A 17,790-nucleotide genomic window follows, 5' to 3' on the forward strand; every position below is an offset into this window, starting at 1 on the left:
TTCAGTCGCGGGGGCCGACGCGGAACACGCGGCCCGGTTTCTCGGCGATGCGCAGGGACCACGTGAAGCGGTAGTCCGCGTAGCGCTTCTGCAGCCGGGCCTGCTCGGCCTTGAAGGCCTCGCTGCCCGTGTCCATCGCGTACAGGGCCTGCATCAGCGCGCGTTCGTCGGGGATCGCGGGACGCAGCAGCTGGAACTCCACGCTGTCGCCGCGGCGGATCACCTGGCCATCCCGCAACCCGGCGAACCGGGCCGGACGGGCGACGTCGGTCGAGCTGGCCACCAGGTCGGCGATCGTGACGTCGCCGTCGGTGGCGGTCAGCCGGTAGCTGCCGACCACGCGCGGCTCGGTGTCCGGATCGAAGTTCAGGCCGCCGACGTCGATCGGCCGCGCGTGGGGCCAGGCCTGCTGGCCGAGCGACACGTCCTCCAGCAGCGGGCCCGGGTAGTTCTCCGCCTTCACCACGGTGACGTTGAGCTTTTTCGTCTCCGAGTACGCCGCGCCGTCGCTGGCGACGACCTGGAACTCGTAGTCGCCCGGCAGCGTGAGGAAGAAGCCGCCGTAGTCGACCGGCTCGCTGATGCCCTGGACCACCTGGCCCGACAGCGAGGGCGTGAAGCTGCTGCCGGCAGGGAACTTCGTCGCGGTGACGATGTAGTACAGCGGCGCGTCGAGGTCGGGATCGAAGATCGAGGCCGCGACGCTCACGCCCACGCCGGTGCGGGTCACGCCGTTCTCGGTGACCGCGCGGATCACCAGCGGCTGGTCCGCCGTCGCCTCGATCGGCCGCAGCCGCAGGTTCGCCACCACCGGCGCGTTGTTCTGCGCCTTGGCGAAACCCTGCGCGAAGTTGCGCTGGCCGGCCGGTCGGAACTTGCCCTTGGGATCGCTGACCTTGAGCTGCACGCGGTACAGGCCCGGCTTGTCGGTCAGCACGCCGCTGCGCGCGGCGGCGGGGTTCTGCAGCGTGGCGGCGCTGCCGTCGGGCCGGTCGACCAGGGTCCATTCGTAGCTCAGCGGATCGCCGTCGCGGTCGCTGGACTTGCTGGCGTCGAACCACAGCGTCTGGCCCACCAGCACGGTGCCGGTCTCCACCACGCTGTCGGCGATCGGCGGCCGGTTGGCGCCGGTCTTGAGCGTGATCGCCGTCGAGACCGGCGCGCTGTCGACCTGGCCGTCGTTGACGACGAGCTGCACCTGCCAGGTCCCGCCGACGGCCAGGTTGGACAACGCGTACAGCGCCGGGCCGACCTCGGTCTTGCGGTCCGCCGGCGTCGCGACGTTCCAGTAGGTCCAGGTGGCGGTCAGCGGATCGCCGTCGGCGTCATGGGAGGTGGAGGTCTGCGCGCAGTAGCCGCCGGTCTCGCACTCGTCCGCGGGGAAGCCGTTGTCGATGCGGGCAGTCGGCGGCAGGTTGGGCGCGTCCGCCGGCCGGGTGACGTCCAGGATCAGCCGCTCCGTCGTGGCGACGCTGCGGTCGTAGACGGTCAGGTCGATGTAGTAGCGGCCCACCGCGTCCGGCACGAGCGTGGCCTTGGCGCCGGTCGCGTCCTTGATCGTGGCGGTCGACGCGCCGGGCCGGGGCTGCGCCGTGCTGTTGGGCACGAAGGGCGCGAAGCGCCAGCGGTACTGCAGCGCGTCGCCGTCGGCATCGCTGCTGGTGCTGCCGTCCAGCACCACGGTGCTGCCGCGCACGGCCGTCCTGGGCGTCGTGATCCTGGCCACCGGGCGGCTGTTGCCGTTGTTCACCGCCACCTCGGCGGTCGCGGCGACGCTGACGCGATCGCCATGGCGCACGGTCAGCGTGGCGCGGTAGGTGCCCAGCTTGCCCGCCGGGAAGCTGGCCTTGGCCGAGGTGGCGTCGGCCAGCACGGTGGCGATCGAGCCCGCGGGCTGCTCGGTGAGCGTCCACGCATACCGCAGGTCGGCGGCCGCGGCGCCGGTCGGCGGCAGGCTGGCACTGCCGTCCAGGATCACCGTCGTGCCCTGCAGCACCGACTGGCTCGCCGGCGAGACCACCGCGACCGGATCGGGGTTGGTGACCTTCAGCGTCACGCGCGACGCGAGGCTGCCGGCCTTGGCGTCCTTCACGACCAGGTCGACGACGTAGTCCCCCGGCTTGTCGGCGACGAAGGTCGGTGCCGCGGCGGCGGCGTCGGACAGCACGGCCGCGCTGCCCTCGGGCTTGGTGCTCAGCGTCCAGGCGTAACTCAGCGTGCCGCCGTTGGGCGTGGTGCTGCCGGTGCCGTCCAGCGTGATCGTCGTGCCGATGGGCGCGCTGGCCTGGCTGGGCTTGACGATCGCGACGGGCGGCGTCGGGGCGGCGTCGCCGCCGCCGCCACCGCCGCCGCAGGCGGCGAGCAGCAGCGCGGCCGAGCCGGCGAGGCTCGCCATCAGGGTGCGCAGGGAGGAAGTCATGGGGGTCGGTGTCATGGACGGAGGAAGGGGCGATGCGGACATCGGCGGTCAGAACTGCAGGGTCACGCTGAGCCGCGCGGTGCGGCCGGGCGCGGGGATCAGGCCCAGGCCGAGCGCGTCGAGGTAGTAGCGGTCGGTCAGGTTGTCGAGGTTGAGGTCGATGCTCAGCCGCTCGCTGGCGCGATAGCCGGCGAAGAGGTCGACGACGCGGTAGCCGTGCCACGGCACCACCGGCAACAGGCCCTGCGCGGTGTCGTCGTTGAAGGCCGGCGCGCGGGTGCGACGGCCCATCAGCGTGGCGCGGGCGCCGACGGTCAGCCGGCGATCCAGCAGCCGCGCGCCGAGCGTGGCGCTGCCGTGCCAGCGCGGCGGCACCATGTTGTTGATGTAGCTGTTGGCGACGCCGTAGTCGTTGCAGGCGTTCACGCGGTAGCTGCCGGCATGGCACACCTGGATGCGGGTGTAGCGCGTGGCGCCGACCTCCACGTAGCCGACGCCCGCGTCGTAGCCGCCGGACGCCTCGATGCCCTCGAAGCGCACGCTGTCGATGTTGCGCAGCGTGAAGTTGGTGCTGATCTGCCCGTCCGATTCCCACAGGTTGGGCGAGGTGCGCGTCAGGTAGTCCTTCACGTGGTTGCGGAAGTGGGAGACCTTCAGCCGCAGCCGGTCGGACCGGCGCAGCACGCCGTCGCGCATCAGGTTCACGCCGATCTCCTTGTTGACGGCGTGCTCGGGCCGCAGGATCACGTCGGGCTTGGCCACGAAGGAGAAGCCCGAGGTGCTCTCGAACAGGCTGGGCATGCGGTCGGCCTCGGCGTAGCGCGAGTAGACCTGCAGGCCCACGCGCGGCTCCCAGCTGATGCTGACGATGGGCGCGGTGCCGCTGCGGCGGTTGCGATTGGGGATGGGGTCGCAGGCGCCATCGCCATCGCGGTCGACGCAGGACGGGCTGGCCTTGTCGGTGACGACGATGGGCCGGTCGTCGGCGGCACGGAAGCGCGTATGGCGCAGCCCGGCGTCGAGCGTGACGCTGTCCACCGGCCGGTATTGCCAGGCGGCGAAGACGTTGGCCTCGTGGCGATCGCCGCTGCGGCCGCCCGTGTTGTTGTTGGCGCTCAGCGCCGTGGTGCCGACGGTCTCGCGCTGCAGCCCGAGCCCGATGCGCGCTTCGCTCTCGCCCCACCCCGCCGGATGCGTGAACAGCGCGGTGTTGCTCAGCTCCAGGCCGGTGCGGCGATAGCGCTCCCGTTCGTTGTTGTAGGTGTACTCGGCGGTGTTGGACTCGTCGGGACTGTTGTTGGTCGCCCGGGTGCGCGTGTGCCAGAGCGCGGCGCGCAGGTCCAGCCAGGGATGCTCGTCCGGATGCCAGCGATAGCGGCCGCTGTAGGTCTGGGCGGCGACCTGGCTGTCGCGCGGCTGCGAGACCGGGAAGAAGTTGCCGAAGCGGATGATCTGCGACGGCATGATCTCGCCGTAGCGGCTGTCGTAGCGCAGCACGCTGAGCTCGAGCTCCTGCCCGTCGGGCAGGTAGGCCTGGGCCTTGAGCAGCGCGGATTCGCTCTCGAAGTTGGTGCCGGGAATGCGCTCGCCGGCCTGGAAGCGCGAGGCGCCGCGGATCGCCGGCCGCACCTCGGTATAGAACGGCAGCTTGCGCCGGTCCGACAGGTCCACCCAGGCCGACGGCCCGTGCGTGCCGGCGTGGTAGTTGCCCTGCTCGCGCCGCGCGTAGGCGGCGACCAGGTCCACCGACGCCAGCCGCAACGCGCCGGCGATGCTGCCGGCCCAGCTGGTGGGCTTGAAGGTGCCGGGGCGGTCCAGGCCGCCGGGGTAGCCCCAGTTCGCCGGCATCGGCGGCACGCAGATCGCGGGGTCGACGCAGTCGGCGCGGTAGACCGGCGCCGCGCCGCTGAAGTTGCCGGTGAACAGCCCGGCCGGCGTGCCGGGCGCGATGGGCGAGCCGCTGTTGTTGCCGATCGCCTGCGCGCGCACCCGCACGCCGGTTTCCCGGCCGTTGAGGACGACATCCTCCGCGTTGAGCGTGCGCATGCTGACGAGCCCGCCGACCGCGCCGGCGCCCTGCGCGCCCAGCACCGGCCCCTTGTCGATCTGGATGCCGCCGATCAGGTCGGGATCGACGTAGCTGCGCGAGGCCACGCCCGAGTAGCCGCGGTACACGGTCGTCTCCTGCCGGGCGCCGTCGACCAGCACCGGCACGCGGCCCTGCCCCTGCATCCCGCGGATGTTGATGTCCAGGCCGCCGCTGTTGCGGTTCTCGCCGACGAGCACGCCAGGCAGTCCCTGGAAGATGTCGCCCACCGAGGTGCCGCGCGAGCGCTCGATGTCCTCGCGCCGCAGCACGTGCAGCGAGCCGGCGCTCCGATAGCGCTCGTCGCGGGCGTCGCGCTCGGACCGGCCGCGCGTGCGCACCGTCGGCAGCACGACATCGGGAACGGGGTCAGGACTTGCCTGCGCGTCGCCCGCGACCGCCGCGCGATGCGCCGGGACGTCCGCCGCCTCGCCCGGTTCGAGCCGCACGCTCGCCGGTCCGGTGAAGACGGCGCGCCAGCCGCTGCCGCGCAGCAGGCGCGCCAGGGCCTCGTCCGGCGTGAAGGTGCCGGCGAGCGCCGTCGCGCGCAGGCCCTGCAGCCGGCGCGGGTCGAAGAGCACCCGCAGGCCGGCCGTCGCGCCGACCGCCACGACCGCGCGGTCGAGGTCGCCCGCGGCCACGTCGAAGCGCAAGGCCGTGGCGGCACCCGCGCCCGCCGCGCTATCGCCAGCCACGCCGTTGCCAGCCACGCCATGGCCCGCCGCGTCGGCCCTCGCCGCGCCCGACGGCGCCGCGCCATGCGCGCCCGTCCTCCCTGCTTCCATGCCCTGCGCATGGATCGCCGTGCTCGCCAATGCCAGCGTCGCCGACATCGCCGCGGCCCTCGCCCTTCTCGCCATCGTGTCCTCTGTGAATTGCGGAACGGTCCGGACGCGGGGGCGACTGCTGTCGCGCGCCCGCTCCGCCGTGCTGCCTCAGAAGACGATTCAGGCCAGGGGATCGAGTAGCGGAGATGAGAATGAATCTCAACGACTGTGCGATGTTCGCGCGACGGCGCGAAGGGGCGCGGCGAAGCGCGCCGCCGCGCCCGGGCGCGGCCGGTCGAGATCAGCGGGGGTTCAGTACAGGATCACCACGCCCGGCAGGCGCAGCACGCGCAGGCCGAGTTCATCGCGCAGCGCCGCGATGACGCCGTCGACATCGGCGGCGGGGAACACGCCGCTCACCTCGCGCCGCGCGAGCGCCTCGCCGCGCACGGCGATGTGGCCGGGGTAGTGGCGGTTCAGCCGCGCGACGACGTCGTCCAGCCGCAGGTGCTCGAAGACCAGCTGGCCGCGGGCCTCGGCGTCCAGCAGCGTCGGCGACGCGGTCTCGACCGCGCCGACGGCGGTCGCGTCGTAGCGCAGGACCTGCCCCTCGGACACGGTCGTCGGCGCGTTGGGCGCAACGGCGATCGACACGGCGACGCGATGCTCGATGCCGACCACGCGGGTGTGCGTCGCCAGCCGCTCGACGAGGAAGCGGGTGCCCAGCGCGCGGATGGCGCCGGTCGCGGCGGTGACGACGAAGGGCCGGCTCTCCGCGCCGCTCCCGCCCGCGGCCTCGGCGGGGGTCGCAGTCGCAGTCGCAGTCGCGGCCGCGATCGCGGCGGTCGAGACGCCGGCCTGGGTGCCGGAGGCGCCGATCGGACGGGCGTCGAAGATCGCCTCGCCCTTGAGCAGCTCGACGCGGCGCTCGCCGGCCGAGTAATGCACGGCGATCGCGGAGTCCGCCATCAGCCGCGCGCGGCTGCCATCGGGCAGCGCGATGTCGCGGGTCTCGCCGATGGCGGTGCGCTGGTCGGCCCGCAGCGCGAGCATCGGCTCCCCGCCGGTCGCGGCGAACACCGCGATCGCGGCCAGCGCCGCCAGGCCGCCGCCGCCCCAGACATGGCGCGCGATGCCGGTCCGGCGCCGGGGCACGGCGCCGCGCGGCGTGGCGACTCGGGCGACACCGGGAACAACGGCGGGGGCAACGGCCGGCGCCGTCTCCGGCACGAGGTCCGGCGCCTCCTTCAGCCCGCCGAGTTCCGCCCAGAGCCGTTCGGCGCGCGCGTACGCGGCCACGTGCGCCGGGTCCGCCGACCGCCATCGTTCCCACGCGCGCTCGTCCTGCGCCGAGTGCGCCTCCCCCTGCCGGCGGATCACCCATTCGGCGGCCTGCCGGGCGATCTCCGGGGAGTCGGGACCGCGCCCCGTCTCGCCGGAAGGGATCGAACCTGGGTCGCTGGTGGAACGGGGGTCAGTCACGCGCGGGCCTTGGGCGGGAGGAAGGATGCCGCCGCAGCGGCTGCCACAGGAGACGTTCGAGCCCCCCGGATCCGGTAATGCGGCGAGGGGCATCGGCGGCGAGCGCATTGTCAATGCTCCGGCACGCGCAGCATCACGTGGGCCAGCGCGCGGGCCAGGTGTTTCTGCACGGAGCTGGTGGACAGGTCCAGGCGGTCCGCGGCTTCCTGGTAGGACAGGTCCTCGACGCGGACCATCACGAAGATGCGCTGGGTCAGCTCCGGCAACTCGCGCAGCGCCTGCGTCAGCTGGACCAGCCGCTGGCGTCCCGCCAGGGCGCGGTCGGGGCCGGGCGCGCCGTCCTGCACCTCGACCAGGTCCTGCGGATCCACCGCGGTGGTCTTGCGGGCGTCGTGCTGGCGGGCCTGGTCCGCCAGCAGGTTGCGCGCCATCTGGAACAGGTAGGCCCGCGCGTCCTGGACCGGCTGGCGCGCGGCCGCCTCCAGGAACCGCACGAACAGCTCCTGCACCAGGTCCTGCGCGGTGTGCGCGTCCCTCACCCGATGGGTGAGCCACGCCAGGAGTTCCCGGCGGTGGGAGATGAAGACGAAGTGCGGGTCGGCCAGCATGGTGCGCCCGCGACTGTAGCCACTTTGTTGAGAATTATTCTCATCGCCGACAAGTCGCGGGGCTTTGCGCCGAAGCCGGTCCAGTTCGCCCGGGGCTCAGCCCGGGCTCGTCCGCGGGGTCACCCCCGAGCGGCGGCCGCCTTGCGGGTGTCCGGCAGGAACGCGGTGGCCAGGCCCAGCAGCGGCAGGAACGAGGTCAGCCCGTAGACCCAGACGATGCCGTGCACGTCGGCCAGGTGGCCCAGGCCGGCGGCGCCGATGCCGCCGATGCCGAACATCAACCCGAACATCACGCCCGAGACCATGCCCACGCGCCCCGGCACCGCCTCCTGCGCGTAGACCACCAGCGCGGCGAAGGCCGAGGACATCACCAGCCCGATCGCGATCGCCAGGATCGCGGTCCAGGCCAGGCCGACGTAGGGCAGCGCCAGCGCGAACGGCGCCACGCCCAGGAACGACACCCAGATCACCGCCTTGCGCCCGATGCGGTCGCCGACCGGTCCGCCGAAGAAGGTGCCCGCGGCGACCGCGGCCAGGAAGATGAACAGGTAGACCTGGCTCTGCTGGACCGACACGCCGAAGCGCTGGATCAGATAGAAGGTGAAGTAGTTCGTGAACGACGCGATGTAGACGAACTTCGCGAACATCAGGATCGAGATCACGACGATCGCGCGGATCACCTCGGGCTTGGCCAGCCCGCCGGCCTGCGCGCCGGCCAGGCTCTTCACCTTGGCCTGGCCGTGACGCAGCGTCCAGCCGGTGATGCGCGACAGCACGAAGATCGCCAGCGCCGCCACCAGCATGAACCACGCGATCGCGGACTGGCCGTGCGGGATCACGATCGCGGCGGTCAGCAGCGGCCCGACCGCGGAGCCGGCGTTGCCGCCGACCTGGAAGCAGGACTGCGCGGTGCCGAAGCGCCCGCCCGAGGCCATGCGCGCCACGCGCGAGGCTTCCGGATGGAAGGTCGCCGAGCCGATGCCCACGACCGCCGACGCCACCAACAGCATCTCGTACGAGGTCGAGAACGCCAGCAGCCCGATGCCGACGAAGGTCGCCACCATGCCCATCGGCAGCAGGTAGGGCTTGGGATGCTTGTCGGTGTAGAGCCCGACCCAGGGCTGCAGCAGCGACGCGGTCAGCTGGTAGACCAGCGCGATCCAGCCGATCTGCGCGAAGCTCAGCGCGTAGTTCGCCTTGAGCATCGGGTAGATCGACGGCAGCACCGCCTGGATCAGGTCGTTGAGCAGGTGCGCGAAGGCGGCGGCGCCGACGATCGGCAGCAGGAAGCCGTGCGCGTGGGCCGGGGCCGGCGGATGGGAATGCGGCGCGGCGGCGGTCGGAGCCGCGTCGGGACTGGCGAGGGTCGCGGTGTCGGTGGTCATGCCTGGGCTCGGGAACGGGTCGCGGGGCGACGTCGGTGGGACAGCGAGCCGGCGTCGAAGCGATGCCGGCGGGAAAGCCTGAAGACTAGGTCCCCGGGGAAAGTCCGTCGCTCGCCGATGTGACACGACTTGTAGACTTTGGGACATGAGCGCGAACAACGCACGACGGTTCGAGGATTTCCACGACGTGGCGCCGGCCTCGATCGCGATGGAGGCGGATTACGCCTCGGGCGAGGTCACGCCCTGGCACAGCCACCCCCGCGGCCAGCTGCTGTACGCCATCGAGGGGGTGATGCTGGTGGACTCGGCGGCCGGCTTCTGGGTGATTCCGCCCAACCGCGCGCTGTGGCTGCCGGCGGGCGTGCGGCACAGCGTGCGCATGTCCGGCACCGTGCGGATGCGCACCGCCTTCATCGACGCCGCGCGCATCGAGGGGCTGCCGGAGCGGACCTGCGTGCTCAACGTCTCGCCGCTGCTGCGCGAGCTGATGGTCGCGGCGGTGCGGGTGCCCATCGACCACGCCGCCTCCGGCCGCGACGGCGCGCTGATGACGCTGCTGGTCCATGAGATCCGCGGCGCGTCCACGCTGCCGCTGCACCTGCCGATGCCGACCGATCCGCGGCTGCTGGCGATCTGCGAGGCGCTGGCCGGCAAGCCGTCCGATCCGGCCACCGCGCAAGACTGGGCGGCGCGGCTGGGCGTCGCGGCCAAGACGGTGCACCGGCTGTTCCAGAAGGAGACCGGCATGAGCTTCGCGCAGTGGCGCGAGCAGGCGCGGCTGCTGTACGCGCTGCGCCGGATCGCCGAGGGCAGCCGCGTCATCGACATCGCGCTCGATTGCGGCTACGCGAGCCAGAGCGCGTTCGCGGCGATGTTCCGGCGGCACTTCGGCGCGCCGCCGTCGAGCTTCTACGCCAGCGGGCGCGGCGGCTAGGCGCCTGGCCCATGTCCGGGCCGCATCGCGCACCGGGGCGCGGCGGGCATCGCTCCCTCCCGCGGAAGGCGGCCGCGTCTGGCGACATACTGGCGCGCCGCACGCCGCACGCCGCACGCCGCACGCCGCACGCCGCACGCCGCACGCCACACGCCACACGCCACACGCCACACGCCACACGCCGCACGCCGAGCGCCGATCGCCCCCTCCGACACCTTCTCCATGACGCCCATGACTCGCGAGCCTGTCCCCTCCCCGGCTGCCCTCCAGATCGCCGACCACGCGCTGCACCACGACGGCGCCTCGATCCATGCGCGATCCTGGACGCCGACGGCCGCGGCTTCGACGCGCACAGGCGCGGGCGCGGGCGCCGCGCCGATCGTGCTGATGCACGACTCGCTCGGGAGCGTGAGCCTGTGGCGCGGCTTCCCCGAGGCGCTCGCGATCGCGACCGGGCGGCGGGTCGTCGCCTACGACCGCGCGGGGTTCGGGCAGTCGGGCGCGCTCGGCCCGTTGCCGGAAGCCGACTTCATCGCGGCCGAGGCGCGCGGCGCGTTCCTGTCCGTCGTGGACCAGCTCGGGCTGGATCGCTTCGTCGTGCTCGGCCACAGCGTCGGCGGCGGCATGTCGGTGGAGATCGCCGCGCAGTTGCCGGAACGCTGCGAGGCGCTCATCACGATCTCCGCGCAGGCCTTCGTCGAGGACCGCACCATCGCCGGCGTGCGCGCGTCACGCGACGATTTCCAGGCGCCGGGCCAGATGGAGCGGCTCGCGAAGTACCACGGCGACAAGGCCAGCTGGGTGCTGCACGCGTGGACTGAACGCTGGCTCGCGCCCGAGTTCGCCGCCTGGTCGCTGCGATCGACGCTGCCGCGCGTCACCTGCCCGCTGCTGACGATCCATGGCGAGCTCGACGAGTACGGCAGCACCGCGCATCAGGACCTGATCGCCGGCCTGGTGTCCGGGCCCGCGCGCAAGCTGACGATGGCGGGGATCGGCCATGGGCCTCATCGCGAGGCGCCCGAGGCGGTGATCGCGGCGGTCGCCGAGTTCCTGGCCTGACGCGCGTCGCGCGCCTCGCCCACCGACCCGAGCCACCGCCAAGCCCCGCGCTTCCGCCAAGCCGGCGCCACCACCGCGCCCGCGGCACCGCCTGGCGGGCGTCAACGCCAAGCCCGCGCTACCGCCGCACCTGCGGCACCGTTTGGCGGGCGTCACCGCGGACGGCCCTTCGCTCTCGACGTCGTGATGGCCGGGGCATTCGTTGCCGCCGTCGACGCCGCCGCCGCTGGCCGGAGCATCGCCAGCACGACGAACGCCGACAGCATCGTCACCACGGCCAGGCCGCGCGCGAGCGCCGAGAACGCGGCCTCGTAGGCCTGGACGAGCGTGTCGGGGCCCAAGGCCGGCTGCAGGGCCAGCGCCTGGGCGAGGCGCCCCGCCGCCAGCGCCTGCGCCAGCGCCGGGCCATCCGCGCCAACGGGCAGACGACCCTGGATCAACGCCGTCAGCACCGCGCCGACGAGGGCGAGCGCCACGCCCTCGCCCGCGACCCGCACCGTGCTGAAGATGCCGGCCGCCATGCCGGCCTGCCGCGGCGGCACCACGCTCACCGCCAGCCCGTCCATCAGCCCCCAGGGCCCGCTGATGCCCACGCCGATGAGCGCCATCGCCGGCAGCGCCTGGACAGCCTCGGCCGCGGCGCCCAGCCACCACAGGCCCGCGGCGGCCACCAGCAGTCCGCCGGCGCACACCGTCGCCGGCGACCACCAACGCGTCGCGCGTCCCGCCGCCAGCGGCAGCGCCAGCAGCGGTCCCGACAACGCGGCCATCCACCAGCCGGTCATCGCCGGGGAGGCGCCCTCGATGCCGGCGAAGCGGATCGGCAGCAGCACCAGCAGCACGACGAAGGCATAGGCCGGCGCCGCCGCCAGCAGCTGGATGCCCAGGAAGCGCCGATGGCGGAACAGCGAGAGGTCCAGCATCGGCGCTGGCGACCGGCGCTCGACCCGCGCGAAGGCCGCGAACAGCACGCCCGCGGCCACCAGCCCGCCGAGGACCCACGGATCGCCCCAGCCGCGCGCCGGCGCCTGCAGCACGGCGGTCGTCAGCAGCGTCAGCGCGGTGGAGAACAGCGCGGCGCCCGGCCAGTCGAAGCGCGCGGCGGCGGGATCGCGCGACTCGCGCAGGGCTCCCGCGCCGAGCGCGAGCGACAGCACGATCGCCGCCATCAGCAGCGCGACGATCGCGCGCCAGCCGAAGGCGGCCGAGAGCGCGCCGGCGGTGACCGGACCCAGCACCAGCCCGATGCCGAAGCTGGTGCCCATCCAGCTGAAGGCCCGCGTCCGCGCGGCGCCATCGACCTCCTGGGCCAGCAGCGCGGCGCCGGCCGACAGCAGCGCCGCGCCTCCGAGCCCCTGCAGCGCGCGCAGCAGGTTGAAGGCGGCGATGCCCGGCGCCATCGGCAACAGCGCCGAGGCGACCAGGAACAGCCAGGCGCCGCCGCGGAACACGCGCCGGCGGCCGACGCGGTCGGCCAGCGCGCCGGCGGGCAGCATCGCGCCGCCGAAGCTGAGCATGAAGGCGTTGGTCACCCAGGCGAGCGCGGCGGCGGACGCCTGCAGGTCGTCGGCGATGGCGCCGAGCGCGACCGCCGGCCCGGTGAAGGCCATCGGCAGCGTCGCGGCGGCCAGGCACACCGCCGCCAACACGCGGCGCTGGCGGGCCGCGGCCGCGCGCGGTGCCGATGAGGCATCGGAGGCGAGATGGCCTGGCAATGCGGGCGAAACGTCCGCCGGCGCACCGGCAGCGGTCGAACAGGTGGAGGGGGAAGCGGTCATGTCGATGTCTTGTCGATGTCGTGTGGAGGTCGTCTCGGCTGTCGCCTCGGACATCACGTCGGACGTGGCAGCGGACGTCGCACGGGATGTCACGAGGCTCGCGATGTGGGTCGGACCGAGGAACGTGGCGAGCGATTGAAGATACGATTGACCGATTCATCGAAAAACAGGCACCGATTCCAATAACCCTGGAATCAAACGCTCGAATTCGTCGAGCCTGATCGCTCCTCTCCACCTTCCCCGCGGCCTGTTGCCGCCTTGCTCATGGACCCCTCTTCCGGTCTTTCCGGCCTGCTGGCCTTCGTCCGCACCGCCGACCTGGGCAGCTTCGTCGCGGCGGGCCGGGTGCTGGGCATTTCGGCCTCGGCGGTCGGCAAGGCGGTCACGCGGCTGGAGCAGGACGTAGGGGTGCGGCTCCTGCAGCGCAGCACCCGGCGCATCGCGCTGACCGAGGAGGGCCGGCTGTTCCACGAACGCTGCCGGCGCATCCTGGAGGATCTCGATGATGCGCGGACGCAGCTGTCGCACGCGGCCGGCGCGCCGCGGGGCCGGCTGCGCGTCAGCGTGCCGATCGTGACCTACCACCTGCTGCTGCCGCTGCTGCCGGAGTTCCTGGCGCGCTACCCCGAGGTGGAGCTCGACGTCGACTTCAACGACCGCGTGGTCGACCTCATCGACGAGGGCGTGGACCTGGCCATCCGCAGCGGCGACCTGCCGGACTCGCGGATGGTGAGCCTGCCGCTGCGCCATTTCCGCTTCCTGATCTGCGCGTCGCCGGACTACCTGGCGCGGCGCGGCGAGCCCCGGCGGGCCGAGGACCTCGCCGAGCACGACGGCGTGCGCTTCCGCTTCCCGAATTCAGGCCGGCTGCTGAGCTGGCCGCTGGACGGCCCGGGCGGCAACACCGTGGACGCGCCGGAGCCGCGACTGCGGCGCACGCTCGTGTTCAACAACATGGAGGCGGTGCGCGGCGCCGCCATCGGCGGCCTGGGCATCGGCTGCATGCCGGACTTCCTGGCGCTCGGCCCGATCGCCGACGGTCGGCTGCGCGCGGTGCTGGATGTCGACGCCCGTCCGGCCGGCCGCTTCCACGCGGTCTGGCCGACCAGCCGGCACCTGTCGCCCAAGGTCCGGGTGTTCGTCGACTTCCTGAAGGCGCGCCTGGCCTGATGCCCGCCGCCGCCCGGCGGCGTCGCTCAGCCGGGCTGGAGGAAGCGGCTCGGCCGCGCGCCGTCGTGCACCAGCTGCGCCACCTGCTTCGCCCGCGACACCGCCACGTAGAAGCGATGGCGTTCGTCCTCGTCGGCGCCGTCGAACTCGCCCTGGTTGAGGCCGGGAATGATCACGTGCTCGTACTCCAGGCCCTTGGCCTGCTCGATCGTCGACAGCACGATGCGCCGCTTCGACGTCCAGTCCTCCTGCGCCCGATCCTCCTGCGCGCGGATCGCGCCCAGCATCTCGGTGATCGACAGGAAGTTCTCGCGCGCCACGATGCGCTCGAGCGCCAGCACCGAGTCCGCCGCGTCGCGGATCGCCTCGGCTTTCACCAGCACGTGTTCCGCCAGGCGGCGCATCCGCAGCGCCTTCAGCGCCGTCGCGACGTCCGGCACGCGGTCCGAGGCCGCGATCGCCAGGGCCTCGCGCACGAAACCGGCCCCTTCGGGACGCGGCGTGCGCGCCAGCAGGTCCTCCAGCATGAACTGCTGGAACGCCCCGGCCGGCGCGGCGACGATCTTGGCCCGCGTGTCGGGATCGTCCGCGCCGCCCGGCGCCGGCAGCGCGCCGCCGATGAACTCCCAGGTCGCGAGCTTGGCCGCCTCCAGCGACCGCGCGGTGAACGCGTCGGCATGCCCCACCGCCGCCGCCAGCAGCATGCGCACGAACAGCACCTCCGGCCGGCTCGTGTAGGCGGCGAAGCCCGCGGTCTCGTAGTCGACGCCGGCGTTGAGCAACCGGTACTCCAGGTCGAGCGCGGCGTTGGGATGCCGCAGCAGCACCGCCACTTCATTGAGCGGCGCCTTGGCGTCGCGCTGCTGGCGCTCGGCGCACACGCCCTTGATGTGCAGCGCGAGTTCCAGCGCATTGTCGATCGCCAGCACCTCCAGCCGTCCCGCGCGCTGCGGATGCGACGGATACGCCTTGCGCGCGAACGCGCCCAGCGCCTCGGCGATGCCCGGCCCGAAGCGCTGCGCGTGGGTGAGCGTCATCCGCTCGGCCTTGCCGAACTCGATGTCGAAACCGGCGCGCAGGAAGTACGAGTCCGCGCCGCTTTCGGCATGGATCACCTGGTCGACGTCGCCGACGCCGGTGAACGGCACCGCCGGGTATTGCGCCAGCAGCTCGCGCAGCACCGTCGCCATCGCCCAGTTCATGTCGTGGAACTCGTCGACGAACACCGCCTGCAGCGCGCCGACCCGCAGCGGGTGGTTGTCGTAGCCGAAGGCCGGGTCCTCGGCCGTCAGCGCGCGGGCCATGTCGTAGGTCGCGTCGCCGGCGGCGCGGAAACGCACCTCGTCCCGGCCCGGGCCGCCGCCCAGGCGATCGGCCTCGTAAGCCGAGAAGATCGCCAGCGTCGTGTAGTCGAAGCCGGTGTCCAGCGCCGCCTCGGGCGTCAGGCGGAAGTCCTCGCCCTGGCGCTGCAGCACCAGCGCGCCCTTGAGGCGCTCGAAGTCCTTGAGCAGGCGCTCCACGATCAGGTGGCCGGTGCCGTGCAGCTTGAAATCGTCGCCGTGGCGGGCGTGGGCCTGCGCGCGGGCGGCCTCGATGGCGGCCAGGACGGCGCCTTTGAGCTGCTCGGGCTGGCGCAGCTCGAGCGCCGGCGCCTCGCCCATGCGGCGCAAGCGCGCGGCGCAGAACTGGTCGAAGGTGCCCAGCCGCAGCCGGTCGCACAGGCTCGCCGGCGCGCCCAGCCGCAGCAGCGTGCGCCGGATGGCCTCGGCGCCGGGCTCGGTGAAGGTCAGCATCAGGATGCGGGCCGGATCGGCGCCGCCCTCCCGCACCAGGCGCAGCACGCGCAGGCACAGCGAGGTCGTCTTGCCCACGCCGGCGTTGGCCTCGACGATGACGCGCCGCGCCTGGGCTTCGGCGATGCGCGTCTGCTCGTCCGTCGGCGTGAACGGAGGTTGCTTCCAAGCCATGCGCGCGCCCTTCCCGCCCCGCGGATAGAAAAAAGGCCTGAGCGGTTGAGTGCTCAGGCCTGATGCCGGTCCAAGGAAGTCCTTGGATCAAGAAGATGGTGGAGCCGGCGGGAATTGAACCCGCGTCCGCAAGCCTTTGCCGGGCAGTTCTACATGCTTAGCTCTCTGGTTTGGATCTCGCCCGCCTGGTCGCGCAGGAGCACGCTACCGGACAGGCCAGCACCCTAAATCTCGCCGTCACCCAAGGTGCACGAATGACAGCCAGCCAATGTGAATAACCTCTCTGTGTCAGGACTTGCGTCCGTTCACCCGGCCCATCGGCCAACCGGTGAGAGGTCCGCGGGGTTTAAGCCGCGAGAGCGTACGTTTGATCGTTCGCAGTTGGTTTGTTCCAGATGGATTTACGAGGTGCCTGGCCCTCGGCATGCCCTACTCCGACTCCGTACCCACGTCGAAACCAGGTCGGCCCCAGAGAGAGAAGTCTCAGATTATGCCAGCGCCCCCGACTTCAAGAGCTGAAGCGTGACACTTTTCTGAAGTTCGACAGGCGTCGACGGAACCGCGATGCGGCGAGGATCAACGCGAGGCGCGCAGCCACTCGATCAACTGGGCCGGGGTGTCGATGACGACGTCGGCGCCCCAGGCGTCGATCGGCTCGCCGTCGCCCAGGTAGCCCCAGCGCACCGCCACCGTCGGCATGCCGGCCGCGCGACCGGCGAGGATGTCGCGCGCGTCGTCGCCGACGTAGATGCACTCGGCCGGCGAGACGCCGGCGCGGCGCGCGGCTTCGAGCAACGGCGCCGGATGCGGCTTGCTGTGTGGCGTCGTGTCGCCGCCGATCACCGCCGCCGCCCGCGTCGACCAGCCCAGGCCGCTGGCCAGCGGCAGCGCGAAGCGCTCGGACTTGTTGGTCACGATGCCCCAGCTCAGGCCGTCGTCCGAGAGCGCCTGCAGCATCGTCGCGATGCCGTCGAACGGATGCGTCGCGCGCAGCAGGCGCTGCTCGTAGCGATCGAAGAACTCGTCGCGCAGCGCGGGGAACGCGGGCTGCGTCGGCGTGACGCCGAAGGCCACGCCCATCATGCCGCGCGCGCCCGCGCCGACCATCGGCCGCAGGCGTTCGAACGGCACTTCGGGCAGGCCGCGGGCGACGAGCATCTCGTTGGTCGCGCCGGCCAGGTCGGGCGCGCTGTCCACCAGCGTGCCGTCCAGGTCGAACAGCACCGTCCGGATGGCCGTGCGCACCGGCACGCCGACCGGCGAATTCAGCATCACCGTGCTCATGCGGGGCGGCGGCAGGCCAGCAGGTAGTTCACGTCGGTGTCCGCGTTCAGCGCATAGCGCTGCGTGATCGGGTTGAAGGTCAGGCCCTTGGCGCCCTGCACTTCCAGACCCGCGTCGCGGCACATCTGCGCCAGTTCCGACGGGCGGATGAAACGCGCGTACTCGTGCGTGCCGGCGGGCAGCATGCGCAGGACGTACTCCGCGCCGACGATCGCGAACAGGAAGGACTTGGCGTTGCGGTTCAGCGTCGACAGGAACACCCAGCCGCCCGGCTTCACCAGTTGCCCCAACGCGGTCACCACGGAGCCGGGATCGGGGACATGCTCCAGCATCTCCATGCAGGTCACCACGTCGAAGGACGCGGGCCGCTGCGCGGCGAGATCCTCGACGGCGATCTCCTGGTAGGCGACGTTCTCGGTGCCGGCCTCCATCGCATGCAACTCGGCCACGCGCAGCGACTTCGTCGCCAGGTCGATGCCCAGGACGTTCGCGCCCTTGCGTGCCATCGCATCGGCCAGGATGCCGCCGCCGCAACCGACGTCCAGCGCCGTCTTGCCCTGCAGGCCGCATAAACCGTCGATCCAGTTCAACCGCAACGGATTGATCTGGTGCAGCGGCTTGAATTCACTTTCGGTATCCCACCAGCGGTGGGCCAGCTCGCTGAACTTCTCGAGCTCTTTCACGTCGACATTCGCCATGGGGCGCAATGGTAGCCGAGCGAACCGGCCACAACGCCGATTCCATGGGGCCAAAATGCCGTCCCGAGCGTCCGGAAAGGTCGGCGAATCATGACCGCGCCATGAAAAAACCCCGCGAGCCTGACGGCTGGCGGGGTTTGTCGGACGGCG

At 72.4% G+C, this 17,790-nt stretch carries 12 protein-coding genes and 1 other RNA gene; 3 read left to right on the forward strand and 10 right to left on the reverse strand.

The window, feature by feature from the left end; translation table 11 throughout:
- Position 1 precedes the first annotated feature (1 nt).
- The 5 genes from N5D62_RS10955 to N5D62_RS10975 form a co-directional block, all read right to left on the reverse strand.
- Entirely contained in the window at positions 2-2,419 is a 2,418-nt protein-coding gene (locus N5D62_RS10955; protein ID WP_279757769.1) for a PKD domain-containing protein, read from the reverse strand.
- A gap of 48 nt (positions 2,420-2,467) precedes the next feature.
- Positions 2,468-5,338: a TonB-dependent receptor gene (locus N5D62_RS10960; protein WP_279757771.1), complete on the reverse strand. Its 2,871-nt coding sequence runs from the start codon at positions 5,336-5,338 to the stop codon at positions 2,468-2,470.
- A 246-nt stretch (positions 5,339-5,584) separates the two neighbouring features.
- Positions 5,585-6,754: a FecR domain-containing protein gene (locus N5D62_RS10965; RefSeq protein WP_279757772.1), complete on the reverse strand. Its 1,170-nt coding sequence runs from the start codon at positions 6,752-6,754 to the stop codon at positions 5,585-5,587.
- 110 nt (positions 6,755-6,864) lie between these two features.
- The gene (locus N5D62_RS10970; RefSeq protein ID WP_279757774.1) at positions 6,865-7,362 is read right to left on the reverse strand and encodes an RNA polymerase sigma factor; all 498 of its coding nucleotides are present in this window, start codon (positions 7,360-7,362) and stop codon (positions 6,865-6,867) included.
- 119 nt (positions 7,363-7,481) lie between these two features.
- Positions 7,482-8,747, reverse strand: coding sequence for an MFS transporter (locus tag N5D62_RS10975; RefSeq protein ID WP_279757776.1), 1,266 nt, complete (start codon positions 8,745-8,747; stop codon positions 7,482-7,484).
- A gap of 145 nt (positions 8,748-8,892) precedes the next feature.
- Here N5D62_RS10975 and N5D62_RS10980 point away from each other — a divergent pair, with 145 nt between their 5' ends.
- On the forward strand, positions 8,893-9,681 hold the full coding sequence (locus N5D62_RS10980; protein ID WP_279757777.1) for a helix-turn-helix transcriptional regulator: 789 nt from the start codon (positions 8,893-8,895) through the stop codon (positions 9,679-9,681).
- A 222-nt stretch (positions 9,682-9,903) separates the two neighbouring features.
- Positions 9,904-10,743: an alpha/beta hydrolase gene (locus tag N5D62_RS10985; RefSeq protein ID WP_279757778.1), complete on the forward strand. Its 840-nt coding sequence runs from the start codon at positions 9,904-9,906 to the stop codon at positions 10,741-10,743.
- Positions 10,744-10,895: 152 nt separating this feature from the next.
- On the opposite strand, the gene N5D62_RS10990 is transcribed toward N5D62_RS10985, so the two are convergent.
- Positions 10,896-12,521 carry an MFS transporter gene (locus N5D62_RS10990; protein WP_279757779.1) on the reverse strand — a complete coding sequence of 542 codons (1,626 nt, stop codon included), beginning with the start codon at positions 12,519-12,521 and terminating at the stop codon, positions 10,896-10,898.
- A gap of 264 nt (positions 12,522-12,785) precedes the next feature.
- Between N5D62_RS10990 and N5D62_RS10995 the strand changes: the two genes are divergently transcribed.
- A complete protein-coding gene (locus N5D62_RS10995) occupies positions 12,786-13,691 on the forward strand; it encodes a LysR substrate-binding domain-containing protein (protein ID WP_279757780.1) in 906 nt (301 codons plus the stop codon).
- 26 nt (positions 13,692-13,717) lie between these two features.
- Here N5D62_RS10995 and N5D62_RS11000 read toward each other — a convergent pair whose 3' ends face one another.
- The 4 genes from N5D62_RS11000 to ubiG form a co-directional block, all read right to left on the reverse strand.
- Positions 13,718-15,658 carry an ATP-dependent helicase gene (locus tag N5D62_RS11000; RefSeq protein WP_279757781.1) on the reverse strand — a complete coding sequence of 647 codons (1,941 nt, stop codon included), beginning with the start codon at positions 15,656-15,658 and terminating at the stop codon, positions 13,718-13,720.
- 96 nt (positions 15,659-15,754) lie between these two features.
- Positions 15,755-16,128, reverse strand: a transfer-messenger RNA (tmRNA) gene (gene ssrA / locus N5D62_RS11005).
- Positions 16,129-16,234: 106 nt separating this feature from the next.
- Positions 16,235-16,942 (reverse strand): phosphoglycolate phosphatase, encoded by a 708-nt coding sequence (gph, locus tag N5D62_RS11010; RefSeq protein WP_279757783.1) that lies wholly within the window; start codon positions 16,940-16,942, stop codon positions 16,235-16,237.
- Positions 16,939-17,640: a bifunctional 2-polyprenyl-6-hydroxyphenol methylase/3-demethylubiquinol 3-O-methyltransferase UbiG gene (ubiG, locus tag N5D62_RS11015; protein ID WP_279757784.1), complete on the reverse strand. Its 702-nt coding sequence runs from the start codon at positions 17,638-17,640 to the stop codon at positions 16,939-16,941. The genes gph and ubiG overlap by 4 nt, the downstream gene beginning before the upstream one ends.
- Between the last annotated feature and the right edge of the window lie 150 nt (positions 17,641-17,790).

The organism is Mitsuaria sp. GD03876, assembly GCF_029840635.1.
Lineage (GTDB): Bacteria > Pseudomonadota > Gammaproteobacteria > Burkholderiales > Burkholderiaceae_C > Roseateles.

Coding starts and splice junctions, on each gene's coding strand:
- N5D62_RS10970 (WP_279757774.1), bottom strand. CDS start 7,362: ATGCTGGCCGACCCGCACTTCGTCTTCATCTCCCACCGCCGGGAACTC.
- N5D62_RS10985 (WP_279757778.1), top strand. CDS start 9,904: ATGACGCCCATGACTCGCGAGCCTGTCCCCTCCCCGGCTGCCCTCCAG.
- N5D62_RS10980 (WP_279757777.1), top strand. CDS start 8,893: ATGAGCGCGAACAACGCACGACGGTTCGAGGATTTCCACGACGTGGCG.
- gph (WP_279757783.1), bottom strand. CDS start 16,942: ATGAGCACGGTGATGCTGAATTCGCCGGTCGGCGTGCCGGTGCGCACG.
- N5D62_RS10975 (WP_279757776.1), bottom strand. CDS start 8,747: ATGACCACCGACACCGCGACCCTCGCCAGTCCCGACGCGGCTCCGACC.
- N5D62_RS10995 (WP_279757780.1), top strand. CDS start 12,786: ATGGACCCCTCTTCCGGTCTTTCCGGCCTGCTGGCCTTCGTCCGCACC.
- N5D62_RS11000 (WP_279757781.1), bottom strand. CDS start 15,658: ATGGCTTGGAAGCAACCTCCGTTCACGCCGACGGACGAGCAGACGCGC.
- N5D62_RS10955 (WP_279757769.1), bottom strand. CDS start 2,419: ATGACTTCCTCCCTGCGCACCCTGATGGCGAGCCTCGCCGGCTCGGCC.
- ubiG (WP_279757784.1), bottom strand. CDS start 17,640: ATGGCGAATGTCGACGTGAAAGAGCTCGAGAAGTTCAGCGAGCTGGCC.
- N5D62_RS10990 (WP_279757779.1), bottom strand. CDS start 12,521: ATGACCGCTTCCCCCTCCACCTGTTCGACCGCTGCCGGTGCGCCGGCG.
- N5D62_RS10960 (WP_279757771.1), bottom strand. CDS start 5,338: ATGTCGGCGACGCTGGCATTGGCGAGCACGGCGATCCATGCGCAGGGC.